We start from the raw sequence: 16,782 nt of genomic DNA, 5'->3' as shown, positions 1-16,782 counted from the left end.
GCGATCAAATGAACAGTTAATCCATTTCTAATGCGTTTTTAGCCGGTTGCATGCATTAACAATTTACTTTTATTGGAAATGGCCGACGTGGAATTTCTTGATTATAACATAAAATTTGACCTTTTAAACAAGTATGGTGCAGCTAACAGAAGATTGATCCTGCTCGATTATGATGGCACCCTCGTGCCCTTTTATCCAAACCCGTCGGAAGCTGTGCCGGGACAGCATTTGATAGAGACGCTGGAAAGGCTGAATACAGTAAAAAACGATCTCTGCCTCGTAAGTGGCAGAGCGCATCAGTGGTTCGATAAATGGTTTGCCGGGCTGAACATCAGTATCATTGCGGAACATGGCGCTTACTATAAAACAGAGAAAGACTGGCTGAAAGAACCAAATGCAGATACCAGCTGGAAGGAAGGCGCTAAAGAGATCATGCAGCTTTTTGTGCTTACCGCCGAGCATACTTTTATTGAAGAAAAAGAATTCTCCATTGTATGGCATTACCGGAAAGCGGGTAATAACCAGATCAAAAAGCAGGCGGAAAAACTATATGAACACCTGAGCCATTTTGCACTCAATAAAAAACTCCAGGTTTCCAGGGGCAATAAGATCATAGAGATAAAACATAGCGGCATCAATAAAGGCAACGCTATTGGAAAATTATTCAATAAAGACAATTATGATTTCATCCTGAGCATTGGCGATGATTATACGGATGAAGACATGTTCAGGGCTCTTTCGGGCACTGCCAATACCTATACGATCAAGGTGGGGATCGACAATTCTTTTGCCCGGTTCAATGTATATACGCCGCAGATGGTAATGTCGCTGCTGGAAGCCATCAGTTATATCCCATAAGCGCTGGCAGCCTGTCAAAAAAAATCTGCCGCCCTCAAACAGAAAGCGGCAGACTACATGAAACCATCGACCTGTTCGCTTTATACCATTTTACCCGTTGAATAGTAGGGTTTATTATAATGTTTGCATAAGGCAAGTCCAACTACCAGCCGCAAGCGGCCGGTTTCCTTTTCCGGCACCGGGTCTATTATAAAACGTCCGTTTTCCTCAATGAAAATATGGTTGCCGTATAATTTTTGCTCCAGTGCACCATTCATGATAGTGATATGGTATTCATTGTGGGCGCCTTTTTCTTTAATGCGCACCAGCGCGAAATAGGTCTTTTGTTTAAATTCAAACTCAATAGATATTATCTGTTCCATACGCATCATTTTCCATTTGCTTCGTTGATAATATGCAACAAGTCGTCCGCTGACCTGAATCCGGTTACCAATAAGCCACGGGACGCCGCTGCCTGTTTGATCAGCAGTGTAGGAAAGCGGCTGATACCCCGGTATTTCACCTCTTTCAGATCCTCGCGAAAAGCTTCCAGTCCCCGGTCGTTCTTCATGTCTTCTTCAAATTGCGCCAGCGAAAACTGTTTGTTCGTAACAGCGATACAGCGGGCTACCTGCAGTAATACTTCCTGCCGGGCAATGTTCAATCCATGGAACATAACGGCTTTCCGTACGTGATACAAGTATAACCTGCCCGTTTCAGCCGATTGCAATGCCGCACATTTTACCGCTATGCAGGCGGGATAAGATGATGCCGGTGGATCCTCTACCCAAATGCGATGTGCAATCGGCACATCCATTACTTCACTGGCATGCATCCAGAGCGGTCCCATTTGCGCCGGCCTTTGAATGCTGTTTTGATGATCAACGTAATGATCCCAGCCTGGCAATAATCCGCCCATACAATAACGCCAATTTATAGTGCCCGGCCATTCTTTTTCCATTCTTGTCAATTGTGATTCCAATGCCCAGCTCCAGCAACAAAGCGGATCTGTATAATAGACAATGTCTATAGAAGGTCCGCTTTGTAATTCCGGAGAGGCATTTTCCTGGCTATAGCTTATCATAGTAATTATATAGTATCTTTTTCTGTTCCTGACATCCCGGTCATGCCGCCGGTGGCCGGCATATTCCATTGCTGTTCTTCATTGATCGGTGCTGCCATATTGATCTCCCTGCTGCGCAACTCGCTCATGTCGCGGTCGAGCTGTTCCACTGTTTCCATTGTGCGGTGTGTTCCCTGTGGCTGCTGGCCGCTTAAACCGTGCGACTCCATCACGTACCTGATCGGATCTTCAATGTACTGGTAGGTCTCCCTCATTTCACTTGTTTCGCCGCTATTCCAGGGGCCTGAAAAATCATTACCGGTAGACATGTTGAAATACAGGTTGCTGTACCGCGGATCACTTTGTAAAACACCCGGCGGGAAATTAGGCTTGATGCTTTCCAGGGCTGCTTCAAACATCTGGAAATGGGCTACTTCCCTTGTCATTAAGAAAGTGAGTGTTTCTTTTACATATGGATCGTCGGTAAACTGCAGGAGATATTCATACACCATCTTGGCGCGTGACTCGGCAGCAATATCGCTGCGAAGATCAGCGGTAAGGTCGCCCGTACAGTCGCCGTTGATATAGGCCGCCGTCCAGGGTACACCCTGTGAATTCGTGTAAGCAGGCGTACCGGCGCTGCCTACCAGGAATTGCGGCGCTACGATACCTTCATGTATCATCTGTTCTTTGGCCGCCTTGCCATCGAGTAATCGCATGATCTCTGATCGTTCTGCCGCATTCTTCAGATCACCGTTTATACCGGTGAGCAACATTTGAATGGTAGCCCCTACGATCTCAAGATGGCTGAACTCTTCGGTGGCAATATCCATGAGTACGTCGTATTTGTCGGGGAATGGTTTCCTGGCGCCAAATGCCTGGCCAAAATAGCGCAGCGCTGCCGCCAGTTCACCGTTTGCACCGCCGAATTGCTCGAGCAAAAGCGATGCAAATGCAGGATCAGGTTTAGATACCCGCGCATTGAATTGTAATTCTTTTACATGATAGAACATAGAAATTCATTTTAATATTTTTCAGGAAAACTTGAACATGAAGAAGCAGTCCGGCGGCGTACGTGCCCCGTGGGAAACCGGCGAATGCGCCCTGTTTCCAGATGATTTTTCCATTATGTATGACTGCTAAAAAAAGCCTGAAGGAGATCAGTATGGTCACAGTATGAAAAAATCATGCCTGCGACTTTTCCGGGGGAGTGGATCAAAATTGAGAAGCAACTGCAACAACAAGTTCCTGGTTGTTGCTTTATTACTGCAACCTGGCAAGAATACTATCCGCTCTTACTTTGTGCATCCTGATATGCGGCAGGTATTTGTTTGCATATGCTCTCAGTTTCCGGTTCTCGCCAGCGGTGGCTTCCCGTTGAAAGAGCTCGATGGCTGCAATGTGATCAATTACCTGGCTCCTGATATACGCCGTGTCGAATGTACGGCCCTGCAGGGTGCTCAGTCTTTGTACCAGTACAATGTGCATGGAATCAGGGGTAACAGGTGTGTCAATGCCCCACTTGTCGGCCAATGTTTCCAGTTCTGCCTGCGCCGTGGTATGGTCAGTTACCATATGTGTTCCGTAATTGCGAACGGATGTATCACTGCCTTTTACAGCAGCCACTGCCCCGGCTGCTATTTCGGCATTGTTCGCATAAGACGCCTGGATAATAAAATCCCTGTCAAATTTCGACGGGTCATTATCCCTGTCATCCTCTTTCTCACACGCCAGAAAACCTACAACTGCAAACAGGCACAACATGCCTATAAAACTCTTTTTCATACTCCTCGATTTTAATGGTGAATAAATATTGAATATTGAATTGCTGCAAAATATGTGCTTGCTTTTGGTGTTTGTATATCGATGGTGAGCGTAAGAATGGATTGCATTTAATTTTCTTCTGCTTCTTTTATCGGAGCGGTCCACAACACACTTTTACAGCAGGGACAATAAGCTTCCTGTTTTTGCTGGCGATGTCCGCAATTACTGCATACTTTCATCTCAAGTACGTAAGATTGTTCCTTTAAAAAATCCGTATCACATTCAGGAATGGCCGGCAGGCCGGGCTGCGGATTTGGATCTCTTGTTAATGTAAAAGCGCCATTGGCTTCCATACAAAAGCGCCTTACTACGCCCAGGTGTACGACCCCTAATTCCCGCAGCTGCGCCATCAGTTGTCCTTTGCTGATCCGCACCTTTTCCATTTCCTGCCATTGCATCTCTCCGTCCATGATCAATGTACTTCTTTTTCCTTCCGTGGCTTCTTCAAAACCTTTACTGGAATAACTTCTTTTGAGCACAAACAGGCGTATAAGATATATAACGCCCAGTACGATCACTGTAGAAACAAGGCCCATTTCAGGTGAAAGCAATACCAGGCCCGTTGCAGAAGCCAGGGTTGAAAGGGCAGCCAGCTCACTCCTGCTGAGATCGCCGGCAATACGTTTGCCCATGTACTTCATACCAAACATGATAATGGCATATATACACACGGTTCTTATGATCAGCTCGATATAAAATTCAGGCGGCACCTGCCCTATGAAAATCCGGTAAAAATCGTCTAAACGGATCTCGTCTTTTTCCATGATTGTAGAATTGCATTATTTATGTAAGCTGTTTCCCGAAACAGGTTGTACAAACTCTTTGCTGTGACAATTGCCGCATGCATCCGGCACCTTTGTTTGTTCGTACAATTGCCCGCAGATATTACAAACCTTCTTATCGGTGACGAGGTACTGGGCATTGAACAGGTCCTCATCTTCCCTTGGCAAAAGCGATAAGCCGGGCCTTTCTTTATTATACATATACATGGTAAAAGCTCCGCTGGTTTCGAGGTATAACCTTTTCACCATGCCCAGGTTGATCACATTCTTCGCACGCAGAATGCTGAAGATCTGGTTGCGGGAAACATATTCTTTCGAAAGCTCATTTGTTTGCAGGATGCCGTCCTTCACCAACACATACATCTGCCCTAATACCTTATCTTCCAGTTTAGGGCTTTTGAACATGAACCTGGTAAGTACACGTTGAATGATCAATACCAAAACCAGCACAAAACAACCCTCGATGATGCCCCGCTCGGGAATTTGCATGGCAGATGATACAATGGCGCCAAGCATCAGCATCACCCCCATTTCGGTGAAACTGAGCTGGCCGCTCATTCGCTTGCCCAAACCTTTAATAACAGCAAGCAGTATAATGTATGTAATAACAGACCTTATTATAATTTCTACCAGGAACAATACAGGAGCGTTACCAAATAAAATGCGGTAGACATCGTCTAAATGAATATCCTCTTTTTCCATAATATAACTTCGCAAAGTGCATAAGAGATTAACAATCATGCAAAATTTATTCCTATCAGCGGCTGTTCAACGAATCCCAAAATGAGTATTTAATTGCTACCTGCTCCTGCTTCGTTCCATAAGCATTTTAAACCTCAGTGGTATAGAAATGGCAATACTGCAACTATTAAAGAACGGATAAAATGAAATGTTATGAACGCACAAGGTAAATTGGGCATTGCGCTGGTTGGACTGGGAGAATATAGTGAAAAGCAACTGGCGCCTGCCTTGCAGGAAACCAACCATTGTTACCTGGCAGCAATCGTTACCGGCACTCCGGGTAAAGTTGACAAATGGAAAGGGAAATACAAGATCCCTGATAAAAATATTTACAACTATAAAAGCTTCGATGCCATTAAAGAGAATCCGGATATCGATATCGTTTATATCGTATTGCCGAACGCCCTGCACGCCGAATATGTGATCAGGGCAGCGAGGGCCGGCAAACATGTGATCTGTGAAAAACCTATGGCCATCACCGTGGAAGAATGCGATCAGATGATCACCGCCTGCGAGGAAGCCGGTGTCATGTTATCCCTTGGCTATCGCCTGCATTTTGAACCCTATAACCTGGAAATGATGCGCCTCGGAAAAGAGAAACCTTTTGGCAATTGGCTAAGCATCACTGCAGAGAATGGTATACAGGGTACATCGGGCTGGCGCCTCGATAAGTCATTGGCAGGCGGCGGGCCTTTAATGGATCTGGGCATCTACTGCGTACAGGGCTGCCGTTATACCACCGGCATGGAACCCATAGCAGTTACCGCAAAAGAAGCGGCCAAAACGGATCCTGAAAAATTCAGGAGCGTGGAAGAAGGACTTTCCTGGGTGATGGAATTTCCGGATAATATCAAAGCAGCCTGCACTACGAGCTACTCAAAAGAAATGAACAAACTGCGGGCAGAAGCAGAAAACGGCTGGGCAGAACTGGGCCCGGCTTATGAATACAGCGGCATTAAAGGGCAAAGCTCGCAAGGGAAAATGGAATTTCCGGAGATCAATCAACAGGCTAAACAAATGGATGATTTTGCGCAGGCCATCAAAGACAAGCGCCCCAGCCCGGTACCCGGTGAAATGGGCCGGCAGGATGTTATAATCCTGCAAGCTATTTACAAGGCAATGGCTACCGGACAAAGAATTGAGATCGGTTGATCAGGAAAGCGACGCAGCCCCGTGGCATGCGCTTTGTATCGAGCATAGCATAGCATAACTATTTAATCATATAAAAAACGATATTATGCCAACGACAAGATCTAAACCTGTAAAAAAGGCAAAGAAAAAAACATCCACCTCCAGCGGAGCCGGAGCCGGGAACAGTCAACTGGAAAAATTCTTTCATCATTCCCTGAAGGATATTTACTGGGCAGAAAAAGCGCTGATGAAAGCACTTCCCAAGCTGATGAAAAAAGCTACCACCGAAGAACTCAGATCGGCTATTGAAGAACATATCGGCCAAACGGAAGAACAGGTATCGCGGGTGGAAGAAGTATTTGAAATTATCGGACAAAGACCACAGGCCAAAAAATGCGAAGCCATGGAAGGTCTTGTTAAGGAAGCGGAGTCTGCGCTTGAAGAAACAGAGGATGGCAGTATGACCCGCGACGCTGCTATCATAGTTTCCTGCCAGAAAGTAGAACACTATGAAATTGCCACTTATGGCAGCCTGGTGCAACTTGCCCATACCCTCGGCTATGAAGATGCAGCGAAGGTACTGGAACAAACTTTGGAAGAGGAAAAAGAGACAGACCAGCTCCTGACCGGCATCGCAGAGAATAATATCAACTGGGAAGCGGAACAGGAAACGGAAGAAGAAGAAGAGGAAGATGAATAGTAATATACCAGCTATAAGCATCGAATAAAAGGATAGTTTAGCTATCCTTTTTTTATTTATGAACCGGAAGGAATGACATTTGCATCGAGATCTGCTATGACAGACCAGATAACCGAAAAAAAACAGCAGCAGGAATGCCCTGTTCCCAAGGGAATACTTGTGATCATCGGAGGAAAAGAAAATAAAGGCGAGCAACCAGATACCGAAGGCCAACCAGAAAATGTTATCCCGCTGGAGGTCTTAAAATCATTTGCAAGTTATATCAGAAAAAAAAATCCGGTCGTTGAAGTGATCACTACATCTAGCAGTGAAGGTGAAGAATCCTTCAAACAATACCAAAAGCTGTTCAAAGAGCTTAACATATCGCAAGTTCGACATATCCATCATAATTCAAGAAAAGATGCGTTAACCGACGGCCTTGCAGAAAGGGTCCAGGAGGCGGATGCATTTTTCTTTACCGGGGGCGACCAGCTTAAGATCACTACTGTATATGGAGGCACCCCTTTTCTTACAGCCATGAAACTGCGATACATAAACGATCCCCTTGTAATAGCCGGATCGAGCGCTGGCGCCATGGCCCTTTCCACTCCCATGATCTATGCCGGTAACAAGGACGTGGAACAGATCAGCGGCGAGATCAAGATCACTACCGGGCTGGAGTTTCTGAAAGATGTTTGCATCGACACCCATTTCGTGCACCGGGGCCGCTTTGTAAGAATGGCGCAGGTAATAGTGACCAATCCTACAAGCATAGGTATCGGTATTGAAGAAGATACAGCCATAATTATCCGTAATGGTGTGGAGATGGAAGTGATAGGAAGTGGCACCGTGATCATCATAGACGGATCTGAGATCACCGAATCGAACATCACCGAGTTCTCAGACAGAAAAGCGGTTGCTATCCGCGATCTCAAAGTGCATATGCTGGGCAGGAAAGATACCTACAAGATCCCCCAGGTAAACCCGCCCCATAAATGATCTCCCAATAATAATGTAAATAGTTTATGCCACCGCCCTGGCCTGCGGCATCTCCGGCGAAAGGAATTGCCGGATCTGGCCGATCACCGCTTTTATATTGTCGGCAAAGAACACCGTTATTGAATTTTCAACGGCATTCTTAATGGCTACTTCAACGGCCTTTAGTTCACTGGAAACGATCGTGATCTTTTTTCCGGGAGCCACTTTGTGTATACCCTTGCAGATCAACTGATCGATCTCCTGCGGATCCCGGCCACGCAGATCATCATCGTGCCTGATGATCAATTCATCAAAAATAGCCGCTGCTTCGGCCCCTAATGAAGTGATATCTTCATCTCTTCGGTCGCCGATACCTGCTATGACGCCTATCTTCGTGGATGCCTGCAGCGACCTGATAAAAGACGCAATGGCTTTCACTCCATGGCTGTTATGCGCGTAATCAACGATCAGTTTGAAATAATTGAAATCAAATACATTCATTCTGCCTGGTATAGTTTCAGGGCATGGGATAAATGAGATCAGTGCTGCCTCAATACACCGGGCGGAAACGCCCTGGATATAAGCAGCCAGTGCGGCCGGCAAAATATTACTGATATTGAATTCGGCGGCTCCGGAAAAAGTGATCGGTATGTCTTTCGCTGTAATGACCAGGGGCACCAGCTGCCCCTTCCTGATCGTAATAAAACCATTCTCATACACCGCTGCCAGTCCGCCCTGCAGCAAATGTTGCTGCACCCGCATATTATCAGGGTTCATGGTAAAATAGGCCAGTTTACAGTGTAGTCTTTCCCTCATTTTGTACACCAGCTCGTCATCTGCATTCAGGATCGCATAACCACCGGCATGTACCGATTCGGGCACGACCGATTTCACCCTGGCCAGTTTTTCAAGCGAATCGATGCCCTGTAAACCCAGGTGATCTTCTGCAATATTGGTAACGATCGCAATATCACATTGGTCAAAACCCAGGCCGGCACGTAAAATACCACCGCGGGCGCACTCCAGCACAGCCATGTTCACACCGGGATCTTTCAATACTGTTTTTGCAGATTCCGGCCCGGTACAATCGCCTTTGAGGATCATTTGATCGTGAATATAAACACCGTCTGTTGTTGTAAAACCTACTTTGTAGCCCGCCTGCTTTGTAATATGGGCCAGGAGCCTGGTCGTGGTTGTTTTGCCATTCGTGCCTGTAACCGCCATAATAGGAATACGGCCATCTTTCTGCTGCGGGAATAACATATCAATGACCGCTTTACCTACATTTTGCGGCTGGCCTTTCGACGGTGATATATGCATGCGGAAACCTGGCGCTGCATTCACTTCCAGTACCGCGCCGCCTGTATCTGTTATGGGAACACTTATATCAGTCGCCATGATATCGATCCCGCAAATATTAAGGCCTACCAACCTGGCTATGCGCTCGAACAAAGCAATATTGTGAGGATGTACGTCGCCTGTTACATCTTCTGCTGTACCTCCGGTACTGAGGTTGGCCGTTGTTTTCAACAGTATATAGTCATTCTTTGCAGGCACGCCGTCCAGGCTATAGCCCTGTTTATTTATCAACTCCACCGTTCCTTCATCGATCCTGATCCTGGTAAGCACATTTTCATGGTCGTTGCCTCTGCGGGGGTCTTCATTTTCCAGGTCGATCAGTTCCCGGATAGTATGGATCCCATCGCCGGTAACCGAGGCCGGCGTACGAAGCGCTGCTGCGCAGAACCGGTAGTTTATGACCAGGATGCGGTAATCTGAACCGCTGATATGTTTTTCGCAGATCAGGTTTGGCCCGAATTCTTTGGCCAGCCTGAAGGCAGCAAGCGCATCATTGTAATTTCTGATGTTGGTGGTAGCGCCCTTGCCCTGGTTCCCATTTAATGGTTTAATAACCACTGGATAGCCTATCTGCTCGATGACCGGCAGCAGCTCTGCTTCGTGGGTAAGGGTCCTACCTTCCGGTACCGGTATGTAATTCGATTGCAATAATTCTTTCGTGGCACTTTTATCGCCTGCAATGTCTACCGCCAAACAACTGGTAGTGGAAGCGATGGTAGCCTGGATCCTTTGTTGTTCGCAACCATAACCCAATTGAATGAACGAATCGTCATTGTGCCGGATCACAGGAATATTTCTTTTGACCGCTTCCTGCAGGATGGCAGAAGTGCTGGGACCTGCATGTCGTTTGGCTGCCAGCTCCTTGATGGCGTTCACGTCCTGCTGGATGTTATAAGGCATGCCTTTAATGAGCGCTTCTGCGATCCGTACGGCCGCCTCGGCGCTGTATTTTCCTGACTCCAGATCTTCGTAAGCGAATACAATATGGTATAACCCTCTTTGACCTGCATCCCGGGTACGCCCGAAACCGGTTTTCATGCCGGCAAGGTTTTGCAGCTCCAATGCAATATGCTCAATCACATGTCCCATCCAGGTGCCTTCCTGTACCCGCTTAAAAAATCCGCCTTTCACGCCTTTTGAACACCGGTGTTCCTGCAGGGAAGGCATTAATGTGACCAACCTGTCGTAAAAGCCGGGAATAAGGTTCGTTGGCTGATCTTCCATTTCTTCCAGATCAAGCAACATCACAATAAGCTCTTTTCTTCGCACCGACCAGTAATTTGGTCCCTGTGTTGCTTTGATGTCAATTACTTTCATATGGATGCCAATTTGTTGTCAGGGTTATTTGAATTTGTGGTTACCAATAAAATTCTTATACCACCTGAAAGCATGAAACTTTTGCCGGAACGGCATTACATGGCTATAATAATATATCACCCTGTGTCTGGCTGGGGAACCGCTCCGGAAAACGATTTCGATGGCGAAAGCTTTTCTACACTAATCGAATATTTTTACCTGAGTGGGTGCATTGGACGAGGCGCAAGCCCTGTACATGCCTTCGGTATTGAATGGCATTTGTATGTTCCCGAACCGGTCAACGGCGATCAGCCCACCGCTGCCTTTTATGCTGCCGAGCCTTTCCATTGTATGAACACAGGCATCCTGCAACGTTAGTTGTTTATATTCTAACTGGCAGGAAATATCGTAAGCGGTTACCGCCTGAATGAACTGTTCTCCGTCGCCCGTACAGGACACTGCACAGCTATTGTTATTTGCATAGGTGCCGCTGCCGATCACCGGGCTATCGCCCACCCTGCCGTATTTCTTATTGGTGAGGCCACCGGTACTGGTAGCAGCAGCCAGGGTACCATCCCGGTCTAACGCTACAGCACCTACCGTTCCGAATCTTTTTTCCACTATATTTTGCTGTTCTTTCTCCTGCACTTGCTTCCATTCATTATAACGGAACTCGGTATAAAAATAATCGGCTGCGGCTTCGGCACATCCATGTTCCCGGGCAAAATCACTGGCTCCCTGGCCACTAAGGAACACATACCTGCTTTTTTCCATTACAGCCCTGGCCACCCGGATGGGATTTTTGAAACCACTGATACCAGCCACCGCACCTGCTTCCAGCGTGCTTCCGTTCATGATGGCTGCATCCATTGAATGCCCGCCCAAGGCATCGAAAACGGCCCCGCAGCCTGCATTAAAAAGCGGACAATCCTCCAATGCTATAACACTGGCCTCCACAGCATCCAAACTGCGGCCCCCGTTTTGCAGGACATGTAAACCAGCCTGCAGCGCCTGCTGCAACGCATTTTCATATTGTTGACGTACACTTGTTGAAAAGCGTTCCCTGCTGAGGGTGCCGGCGCCGCCATGAATGGCTATAGCAAACAGATCATTCATATACATATAATTTAACGGTATTGAGGTAGTCGTTCAATAACTTTGCCATGGTTGTAGTGTTGTATACTGGTAACCATGATTGTGACCATTTTTAATACATACAAGGATGATTGACGTAAAGGGTTTTCTCGTGCCCATCGGAGGTGCTGAGGATAAGGGCATTGATTATATAAAAACGGCCTCGGAAAAAGCAAGGTTCGACTTTTTTGAAGCAGGCATTTTGCGGCAGATCGTTAAGCTGGTAGAACAAGTGGGCAGCCCCAGGATCGAATTGATCACCACTGCTTCTTCTTTCCCCGAAAAGATGGAGGAAACCTATTGCAAGGCTTTTGGAAAACTAGGTTGTGACAATATGGGCCATCTTTTTATTACGCACCGCGACCAGGTAGACACGGAAGAACACCTGGAAAGGATCGAAGCCTGTAATTGCATCATTTTTACCGGCGGCGATCAACTACGATTGACATCCATTCTTGGTGGTACCGAATTGCTGGCCTGCATCAAAAGACGTTACCAGGAAGAACGCATTGTAGTAGCCGGTACAAGTGCAGGCGCCATGGCTATGGGCGGAACCATGATCTATGATGGCAACGCTATCAAAGCACATTTAAAAGGAGAAATAAAGTTCAGCACCGGCTTCGAATTCATTTCAAATGTTATTATCGACACGCATTTTGAGAAAAGGGGCCGCTTTAACCGCCTGGCGCAGGCAGTTGCCGTTCAACCGGGTATCTTAGGCATCGGCCTCGCAGAAGACACGGGAATGATCATTACCGGAGGCCATTATCTGGAAGTCATCGGTTCAGGTATCATCACTATTTTAGATGGTAAAAACATTACCTATACAAACCTTATAGACATCAGTGAAAGAATGCCGATTTCGGTTGAGAACATTGTAGTTCATATTCTCTCGCAGGGAGAAAAATATGATCTGATCACGCATGAACCTGTGCGGCCCGGCAAACAATAACCACCATAAGCCTTATAAGTTATCTGGGTTCTTTCTTCATTACGCCCTGGTGTTTGTGAAGCGCGCTATCTGCTTTATCAGTAATGACCAACTGCCTTATCTCACCCTTTTCCCAGGCATTGGCCATAGGATCTATGGCGGGCACCGGGATATTTGCGCGGTCTTTTTTCCTTTCAGCCGTTGAAATATTGAAGCGTTTATCCCGGTCCTCGATCAGTTGCTGTTTCAGCTGGCCGTCTTTAGTGAATCCCATCATGATCATCGGTGCGCCCACCGGCAAGGTGCGGTTTTGGTCGGTATGCCAGGTATGGATTATTTTCCCATAGGTGGAAACAAGTTTCTCCATCAATTCATGCTCTGCCAGCTGCGGTATACCGGGCGCCACCAGCGTACCCGATTTTACCTCATGGTGATGTGAATGCCATAATTTCTTTTCTTCTTCGGGAAGTGTTTTGAACAGCTTCTCGGAAACGATATACTCTACGCCCATGATCTTTGCATCGGGTCCATTGCCGTCATACATGATCGCCTGGTACAGATCTTCATTGATCTGTGACACATAATGATGCGCTTCCATTTGTGCATTGATATTGCCATTGTAAAAATGAAAGCCGTCGAGATACACATTGATCTTCGACAAAGGCGTTTTGTTTTGCAGCAGATCGGCGCCTGCTTCCAGGGATTCTGATTTAACATTTTTGTCAGCGCCCGGCGCCTCTACATTCGAACCCGTGTTCCTGCCACCACAGGAAAGCAAAACGCCCATTAAAAAGAAGTTAAAGATCAGGATGGTAACATGGATATTCTTCATAGAACTATAGGATTTCGTCTGTAACTTTTTTATGTATTTCCACCTTCTTCATAAAATCACCTAATTGCGTATCTGCATAAAAGCCATAAGCGTCTATGAGGGTTCCCCTGCGGCCGTCGTTGGTTTCAATCGCATATAAAATAGCCATATCATCAGGATTCGACACCCCTTCGAACCGGTAAAAATTAACTGCCTTGATATCTTCGGGGTTAAATGTATGTCCGCTTGTTAAACAATAAAGTTTATCCTCTATTACCTTATATTGATCATTAAATCCTTTTGCACTGAGCTTTTCCAGGCAACGTCCCAGCTCAGCCATATAAGTAGTTCTGTCATTCGCATTCTTTATCATAAAAAACATTTAAATGAAATATAATCGTGTATGCAACCGCATTGAAAATGCAAAATAATCATACCCTGCTTTGCCGCTGCCTGTATGGAATGCCCTTTGACCGGGCAGCAGGCCTGTATGGCATCAATATTTCAGCTGTAAAAGATCATTGCTTTTAATAAGTATTAGTATGAAAAAGAGTAAAAAAACAGCCACCAAAGTCATTAAACCCGGCAGTAAAGGAACAGTGAAAAGCCACCGGAAAAATACAAGCGGTGATACCCGCCATGCAACCCGGCAACGGGGTACGCATCGACAGTAACAGTAGGAAAAAGATACCGTTCATGGGGAGAAAGCTCTACAACCTATCATTAAATGTATTTGAAACAAGATAATAGTAAAAGCAGGGGAATGATCAAACATAAATATTTTTTTACGTCAACGGCTTGTTTTAACTTCATGACACTAACGGTAAATACTTCGCCGTTTGATCATACAAATTCTGCCTTCTGCTTCTTTTATTACCAACAGACCATTGCCACTACTTGCAAGCGCTGAATTAACGGATCTGATATTGTGAATATTAAAACAGCAGGAACATTGCGAATAATGCATTTGCTGAACCTTTTTCTTTATGATAAAAACACAAGAATTTTACACCGGGAAGCCCTATCCATTAGGCGCTACCTGGGATGGTAATGGAGTGAATTTTGCGATCTATGCCGAAAATGCCGAAGGGGTCGATCTGTGTCTATTCAATTCAATTGAAGACGACATAGAAACGATCAAGGTACGGCTCAGGGAACGTACACATCACATCTGGCATACCTATCTGCCCGGTATACAACCCGGCCAGTTATACGGATATCGCGTGTCGGGCCCCTATAAACCTTCCGAGGGCCATCGCTTTAATGCTTATAAATTATTGCTTGATCCTTATGCCAAAGCCATTTCAGGAACCCTGCAATGGCACGATGCCCTGTTCGGCTATGAGATAGGAAATGAAGATGAAGATCTCAGCTTCAATACTACAGACAGCGCCCCTTATATGCCCAAATCTGTTGTGGTGAACGACCAGTTCGATTGGGAAGATGATAAACCCCTTAACATTCCCTATCATGAAACGGTCATTTACGAGGCACATGTAAAAGGACTCACTTTTTTACATCCCGGCATTCCGGAGCAGATCCGGGGAACATATTCCGCTGTTGCGCACCCGGTGATGATCGATTACCTCAAAGACCTGGGTATTACGGCCATTGAACTGATGCCTATTCACCATTTTATTGAAGACCGGCATTTGAAAGAAAAAGGCCTTACCAACTACTGGGGATATAATACCATTGGTTTTTTTGCGCCTGATGCAAGATATGCCGCAACGGGCATCCTGGGGCAGCAGGTGAATGAATTCAAAAGCATGGTAAAAGCATTACACAAAGCGGGGATCGAATTGATCATAGACGTGGTGTACAACCATACGGCGGAAGGAAGTCATCTCGGACCCACACTCTGTTTCAGGGGCATCGATAATGCTTCCTATTACCGGTTAACAGATGACAAACGGTATTATATGGATTATACCGGCACAGGTAATACGCTGAATACAAGAATGCCCTATGTACTGCAACTTATTATGGACAGCCTTCGTTACTGGATCCAGGAAATGCATGTCGACGGCTTCCGCTTCGACCTGGCGGCTACGCTTGCGCGTGAATTGCACGAAGTGAATAAACTGGGCGCTTTTTTCGATATCATTCACCAGGACCCCGTTATATCGCGGGTAAAACTGATCGCCGAACCATGGGATATCGGGGAAGGCGGTTACCAGGTAGGCAAATTCCCGGTAGGCTGGGCAGAATGGAACGGGCTGTACCGGGATTGCATACGCGATTACTGGCGCGGCGGGGAAAGCAGGCTGGCAGAATTCGCCCAGCGTATTACCGGCAGCGCCGACCTGTACAAAAATGATTACCGGAGCCCTGGCGCCAGCATCAATTTTATTACAGCCCACGATGGATTTACCCTCCAGGACCTGGTAAGCTTTAACGCAAAGCACAATGAAGCCAACGGCGAGCATAACAATGACGGCGATGATAATAATCACTCCTGTAATTATGGCGTAGAAGGGCCTACCAAAGACAAAAATATCCTGGAGACCAGAAAGCGCCAAAAAAAGAACCTGCTGACCACCCTTTTATTATCACAGGGTGTGCCCATGTTATTAAGTGGCGACGAAATGGGCAATTCGCAGTTCGGCAATAACAATGCCTACTGCCAGGATAATGAAATTTCCTGGTTAAAATGGAATGAAAAAGATGACATCTTTATAAACTTTGTAAGGCAATTGATCTGGTTCCGTAAATCACATCCTGCTTTCAGCCGCCGGCGCTGGTTCCAGGAACAGCCCATTCGGGGCATTGGCCTGGAGGATATCGTCTGGTTTGCACCGGATGGCAGCGAGATGAAAGATGAACAATGGAATGAAGGTTATGCCAAATCGTTAGGCGTGTATTTGAACGGGCTTGGCCTCCGGTGCCTCGATGAAAAAGGAAGAAAACTTACCGACAAGGATTTCTACCTCTTATTCAATGCGCATGATGATGCGATCGATTTTTCACTGCCACCTGAAAAATTTGGGCAGCAATGGCTTAAAGTACTGGATACGGCAACAGATGACGATTTGCTAAAGGAACCTGAAGCCAGTTTCAAAGCCGGTGAAAAACTAAAGGTCACCGGCAGAAGTATAATTTTGTTGCAGGGACAGCATATCAGGCCGGATAGCAATCCTCCGCAAACATTGCCCGAATTGTCAGAGCCATAATAATAATGTGGAGGTGGCAATAAAAAAAGGACCGCTTGTAAGC

At 46.3% G+C, this 16,782-nt stretch carries 17 protein-coding genes; 7 read left to right on the top strand and 10 right to left on the bottom strand.

Annotation, left to right across the window (positions count from 1 at the left end):
* Window positions 1–87: 87 nt before the first annotated feature.
* A complete protein-coding gene (otsB, locus tag JT717_RS07410; protein WP_205509562.1) occupies window positions 88–858 on the top strand; it encodes a trehalose-phosphatase in 771 nt (256 codons plus the stop codon).
* Between the two features lie 80 nt (window positions 859–938).
* Here otsB and JT717_RS07405 read toward each other — a convergent pair whose 3' ends face one another.
* From JT717_RS07405 to JT717_RS07380, 6 genes are all read right to left on the bottom strand, one after another.
* Window positions 939–1,220, bottom strand: coding sequence for a hypothetical protein (locus JT717_RS07405; RefSeq protein ID WP_205509561.1), 282 nt, complete (start codon window positions 1,218–1,220; stop codon window positions 939–941).
* Between the two features lie 5 nt (window positions 1,221–1,225).
* Window positions 1,226–1,921: a DsbA family oxidoreductase gene (locus tag JT717_RS07400; protein ID WP_205509560.1), complete on the bottom strand. Its 696-nt coding sequence runs from the start codon at window positions 1,919–1,921 to the stop codon at window positions 1,226–1,228.
* A 5-nt stretch (window positions 1,922–1,926) separates the two neighbouring features.
* Window positions 1,927–2,913 (bottom strand): manganese catalase family protein, encoded by a 987-nt coding sequence (locus JT717_RS07395; RefSeq protein WP_205509559.1) that lies wholly within the window; start codon window positions 2,911–2,913, stop codon window positions 1,927–1,929.
* Window positions 2,914–3,163: 250 nt separating this feature from the next.
* Window positions 3,164–3,685 carry a DUF4142 domain-containing protein gene (locus JT717_RS07390; RefSeq protein WP_205509558.1) on the bottom strand — a complete coding sequence of 174 codons (522 nt, stop codon included), beginning with the start codon at window positions 3,683–3,685 and terminating at the stop codon, window positions 3,164–3,166.
* Between the two features lie 107 nt (window positions 3,686–3,792).
* Entirely contained in the window at window positions 3,793–4,488 is a 696-nt protein-coding gene (locus tag JT717_RS07385; RefSeq protein ID WP_205509557.1) for a DUF421 domain-containing protein, read from the bottom strand.
* A gap of 15 nt (window positions 4,489–4,503) precedes the next feature.
* Complete coding sequence (locus JT717_RS07380) at window positions 4,504–5,223, bottom strand: DUF421 domain-containing protein (RefSeq protein ID WP_205509556.1); 720 nt, start codon at window positions 5,221–5,223, stop codon at window positions 4,504–4,506.
* Window positions 5,224–5,400: 177 nt separating this feature from the next.
* Here JT717_RS07380 and JT717_RS07375 point away from each other — a divergent pair, with 177 nt between their 5' ends.
* The 3 genes from JT717_RS07375 to JT717_RS07365 all read left to right on the top strand — a co-directional run bounded on the left by JT717_RS07375 (window position 5,401) and on the right by JT717_RS07365 (window position 8,056).
* Complete coding sequence (locus JT717_RS07375; protein ID WP_205509555.1) at window positions 5,401–6,399, top strand: Gfo/Idh/MocA family protein; 999 nt, start codon at window positions 5,401–5,403, stop codon at window positions 6,397–6,399.
* Between the two features lie 85 nt (window positions 6,400–6,484).
* A complete protein-coding gene (locus tag JT717_RS07370) occupies window positions 6,485–7,078 on the top strand; it encodes a YciE/YciF ferroxidase family protein (protein ID WP_205509554.1) in 594 nt (197 codons plus the stop codon).
* Between the two features lie 72 nt (window positions 7,079–7,150).
* A complete protein-coding gene (locus JT717_RS07365) occupies window positions 7,151–8,056 on the top strand; it encodes a cyanophycinase (protein ID WP_205509553.1) in 906 nt (301 codons plus the stop codon).
* 24 nt (window positions 8,057–8,080) lie between these two features.
* On the opposite strand, the gene cphA is transcribed toward JT717_RS07365, so the two are convergent.
* On the bottom strand, window positions 8,081–10,711 hold the full coding sequence (gene cphA, locus JT717_RS07360) for a cyanophycin synthetase (RefSeq protein ID WP_205509552.1): 2,631 nt from the start codon (window positions 10,709–10,711) through the stop codon (window positions 8,081–8,083).
* Between the two features lie 180 nt (window positions 10,712–10,891).
* Window positions 10,892–11,806, bottom strand: coding sequence for an isoaspartyl peptidase/L-asparaginase family protein (locus tag JT717_RS07355; protein WP_205509551.1), 915 nt, complete (start codon window positions 11,804–11,806; stop codon window positions 10,892–10,894).
* A gap of 106 nt (window positions 11,807–11,912) precedes the next feature.
* Between JT717_RS07355 and JT717_RS07350 the strand changes: the two genes are divergently transcribed.
* Complete coding sequence (locus JT717_RS07350; RefSeq protein ID WP_205509550.1) at window positions 11,913–12,776, top strand: cyanophycinase; 864 nt, start codon at window positions 11,913–11,915, stop codon at window positions 12,774–12,776.
* Between the two features lie 19 nt (window positions 12,777–12,795).
* Here the strand turns inward: JT717_RS07350 and JT717_RS07345 are convergent, their stop codons facing one another.
* Together JT717_RS07345 and JT717_RS07340 are read right to left on the bottom strand one after the other, a co-directional pair.
* Window positions 12,796–13,587, bottom strand: a complete 792-nt coding sequence (locus JT717_RS07345; protein ID WP_205509549.1) for an OBAP family protein — start codon at window positions 13,585–13,587, stop codon at window positions 12,796–12,798.
* Window positions 13,588–13,591: 4 nt separating this feature from the next.
* Window positions 13,592–13,939: a hypothetical protein gene (locus JT717_RS07340; protein ID WP_205509548.1), complete on the bottom strand. Its 348-nt coding sequence runs from the start codon at window positions 13,937–13,939 to the stop codon at window positions 13,592–13,594.
* 169 nt (window positions 13,940–14,108) lie between these two features.
* On the opposite strand from JT717_RS07340, the gene JT717_RS28585 reads away from it, so the two are divergent.
* Window positions 14,109–14,240, top strand: coding sequence for a hypothetical protein (locus JT717_RS28585; protein ID WP_255552924.1), 132 nt, complete (start codon window positions 14,109–14,111; stop codon window positions 14,238–14,240).
* 312 nt (window positions 14,241–14,552) lie between these two features.
* Complete coding sequence (gene glgX, locus JT717_RS07335) at window positions 14,553–16,739, top strand: glycogen debranching protein GlgX (RefSeq protein ID WP_205509547.1); 2,187 nt, start codon at window positions 14,553–14,555, stop codon at window positions 16,737–16,739.
* Window positions 16,740–16,782 lie beyond the last annotated feature (43 nt).

The organism is Longitalea arenae (assembly GCF_016924755.1).
Taxonomy (GTDB): domain Bacteria; phylum Bacteroidota; class Bacteroidia; order Chitinophagales; family Chitinophagaceae; genus Niastella; species Niastella arenae.
Note: the sequence above shows the minus strand (reverse complement) of the source record. Positions and strands in the feature narration are given on the sequence as shown.

Coding starts and splice junctions, on each gene's coding strand:
- JT717_RS07370 (WP_205509554.1), top strand. CDS start 6,485: ATGCCAACGACAAGATCTAAACCTGTAAAAAAGGCAAAGAAAAAAACA.
- JT717_RS07350 (WP_205509550.1), top strand. CDS start 11,913: ATGATTGACGTAAAGGGTTTTCTCGTGCCCATCGGAGGTGCTGAGGAT.
- JT717_RS07390 (WP_205509558.1), bottom strand. CDS start 3,685: ATGAAAAAGAGTTTTATAGGCATGTTGTGCCTGTTTGCAGTTGTAGGT.
- glgX (WP_205509547.1), top strand. CDS start 14,553: ATGATAAAAACACAAGAATTTTACACCGGGAAGCCCTATCCATTAGGC.
- JT717_RS28585 (WP_255552924.1), top strand. CDS start 14,109: ATGAAAAAGAGTAAAAAAACAGCCACCAAAGTCATTAAACCCGGCAGT.
- JT717_RS07340 (WP_205509548.1), bottom strand. CDS start 13,939: ATGATAAAGAATGCGAATGACAGAACTACTTATATGGCTGAGCTGGGA.
- JT717_RS07385 (WP_205509557.1), bottom strand. CDS start 4,488: ATGGAAAAAGACGAGATCCGTTTAGACGATTTTTACCGGATTTTCATA.
- JT717_RS07345 (WP_205509549.1), bottom strand. CDS start 13,587: ATGAAGAATATCCATGTTACCATCCTGATCTTTAACTTCTTTTTAATG.
- JT717_RS07355 (WP_205509551.1), bottom strand. CDS start 11,806: ATGAATGATCTGTTTGCTATAGCCATTCATGGCGGCGCCGGCACCCTC.
- JT717_RS07395 (WP_205509559.1), bottom strand. CDS start 2,913: ATGTTCTATCATGTAAAAGAATTACAATTCAATGCGCGGGTATCTAAA.
- JT717_RS07375 (WP_205509555.1), top strand. CDS start 5,401: ATGAACGCACAAGGTAAATTGGGCATTGCGCTGGTTGGACTGGGAGAA.
- cphA (WP_205509552.1), bottom strand. CDS start 10,711: ATGAAAGTAATTGACATCAAAGCAACACAGGGACCAAATTACTGGTCG.
- JT717_RS07400 (WP_205509560.1), bottom strand. CDS start 1,921: ATGATAAGCTATAGCCAGGAAAATGCCTCTCCGGAATTACAAAGCGGA.
- JT717_RS07405 (WP_205509561.1), bottom strand. CDS start 1,220: ATGGAACAGATAATATCTATTGAGTTTGAATTTAAACAAAAGACCTAT.
- JT717_RS07365 (WP_205509553.1), top strand. CDS start 7,151: ATGACATTTGCATCGAGATCTGCTATGACAGACCAGATAACCGAAAAA.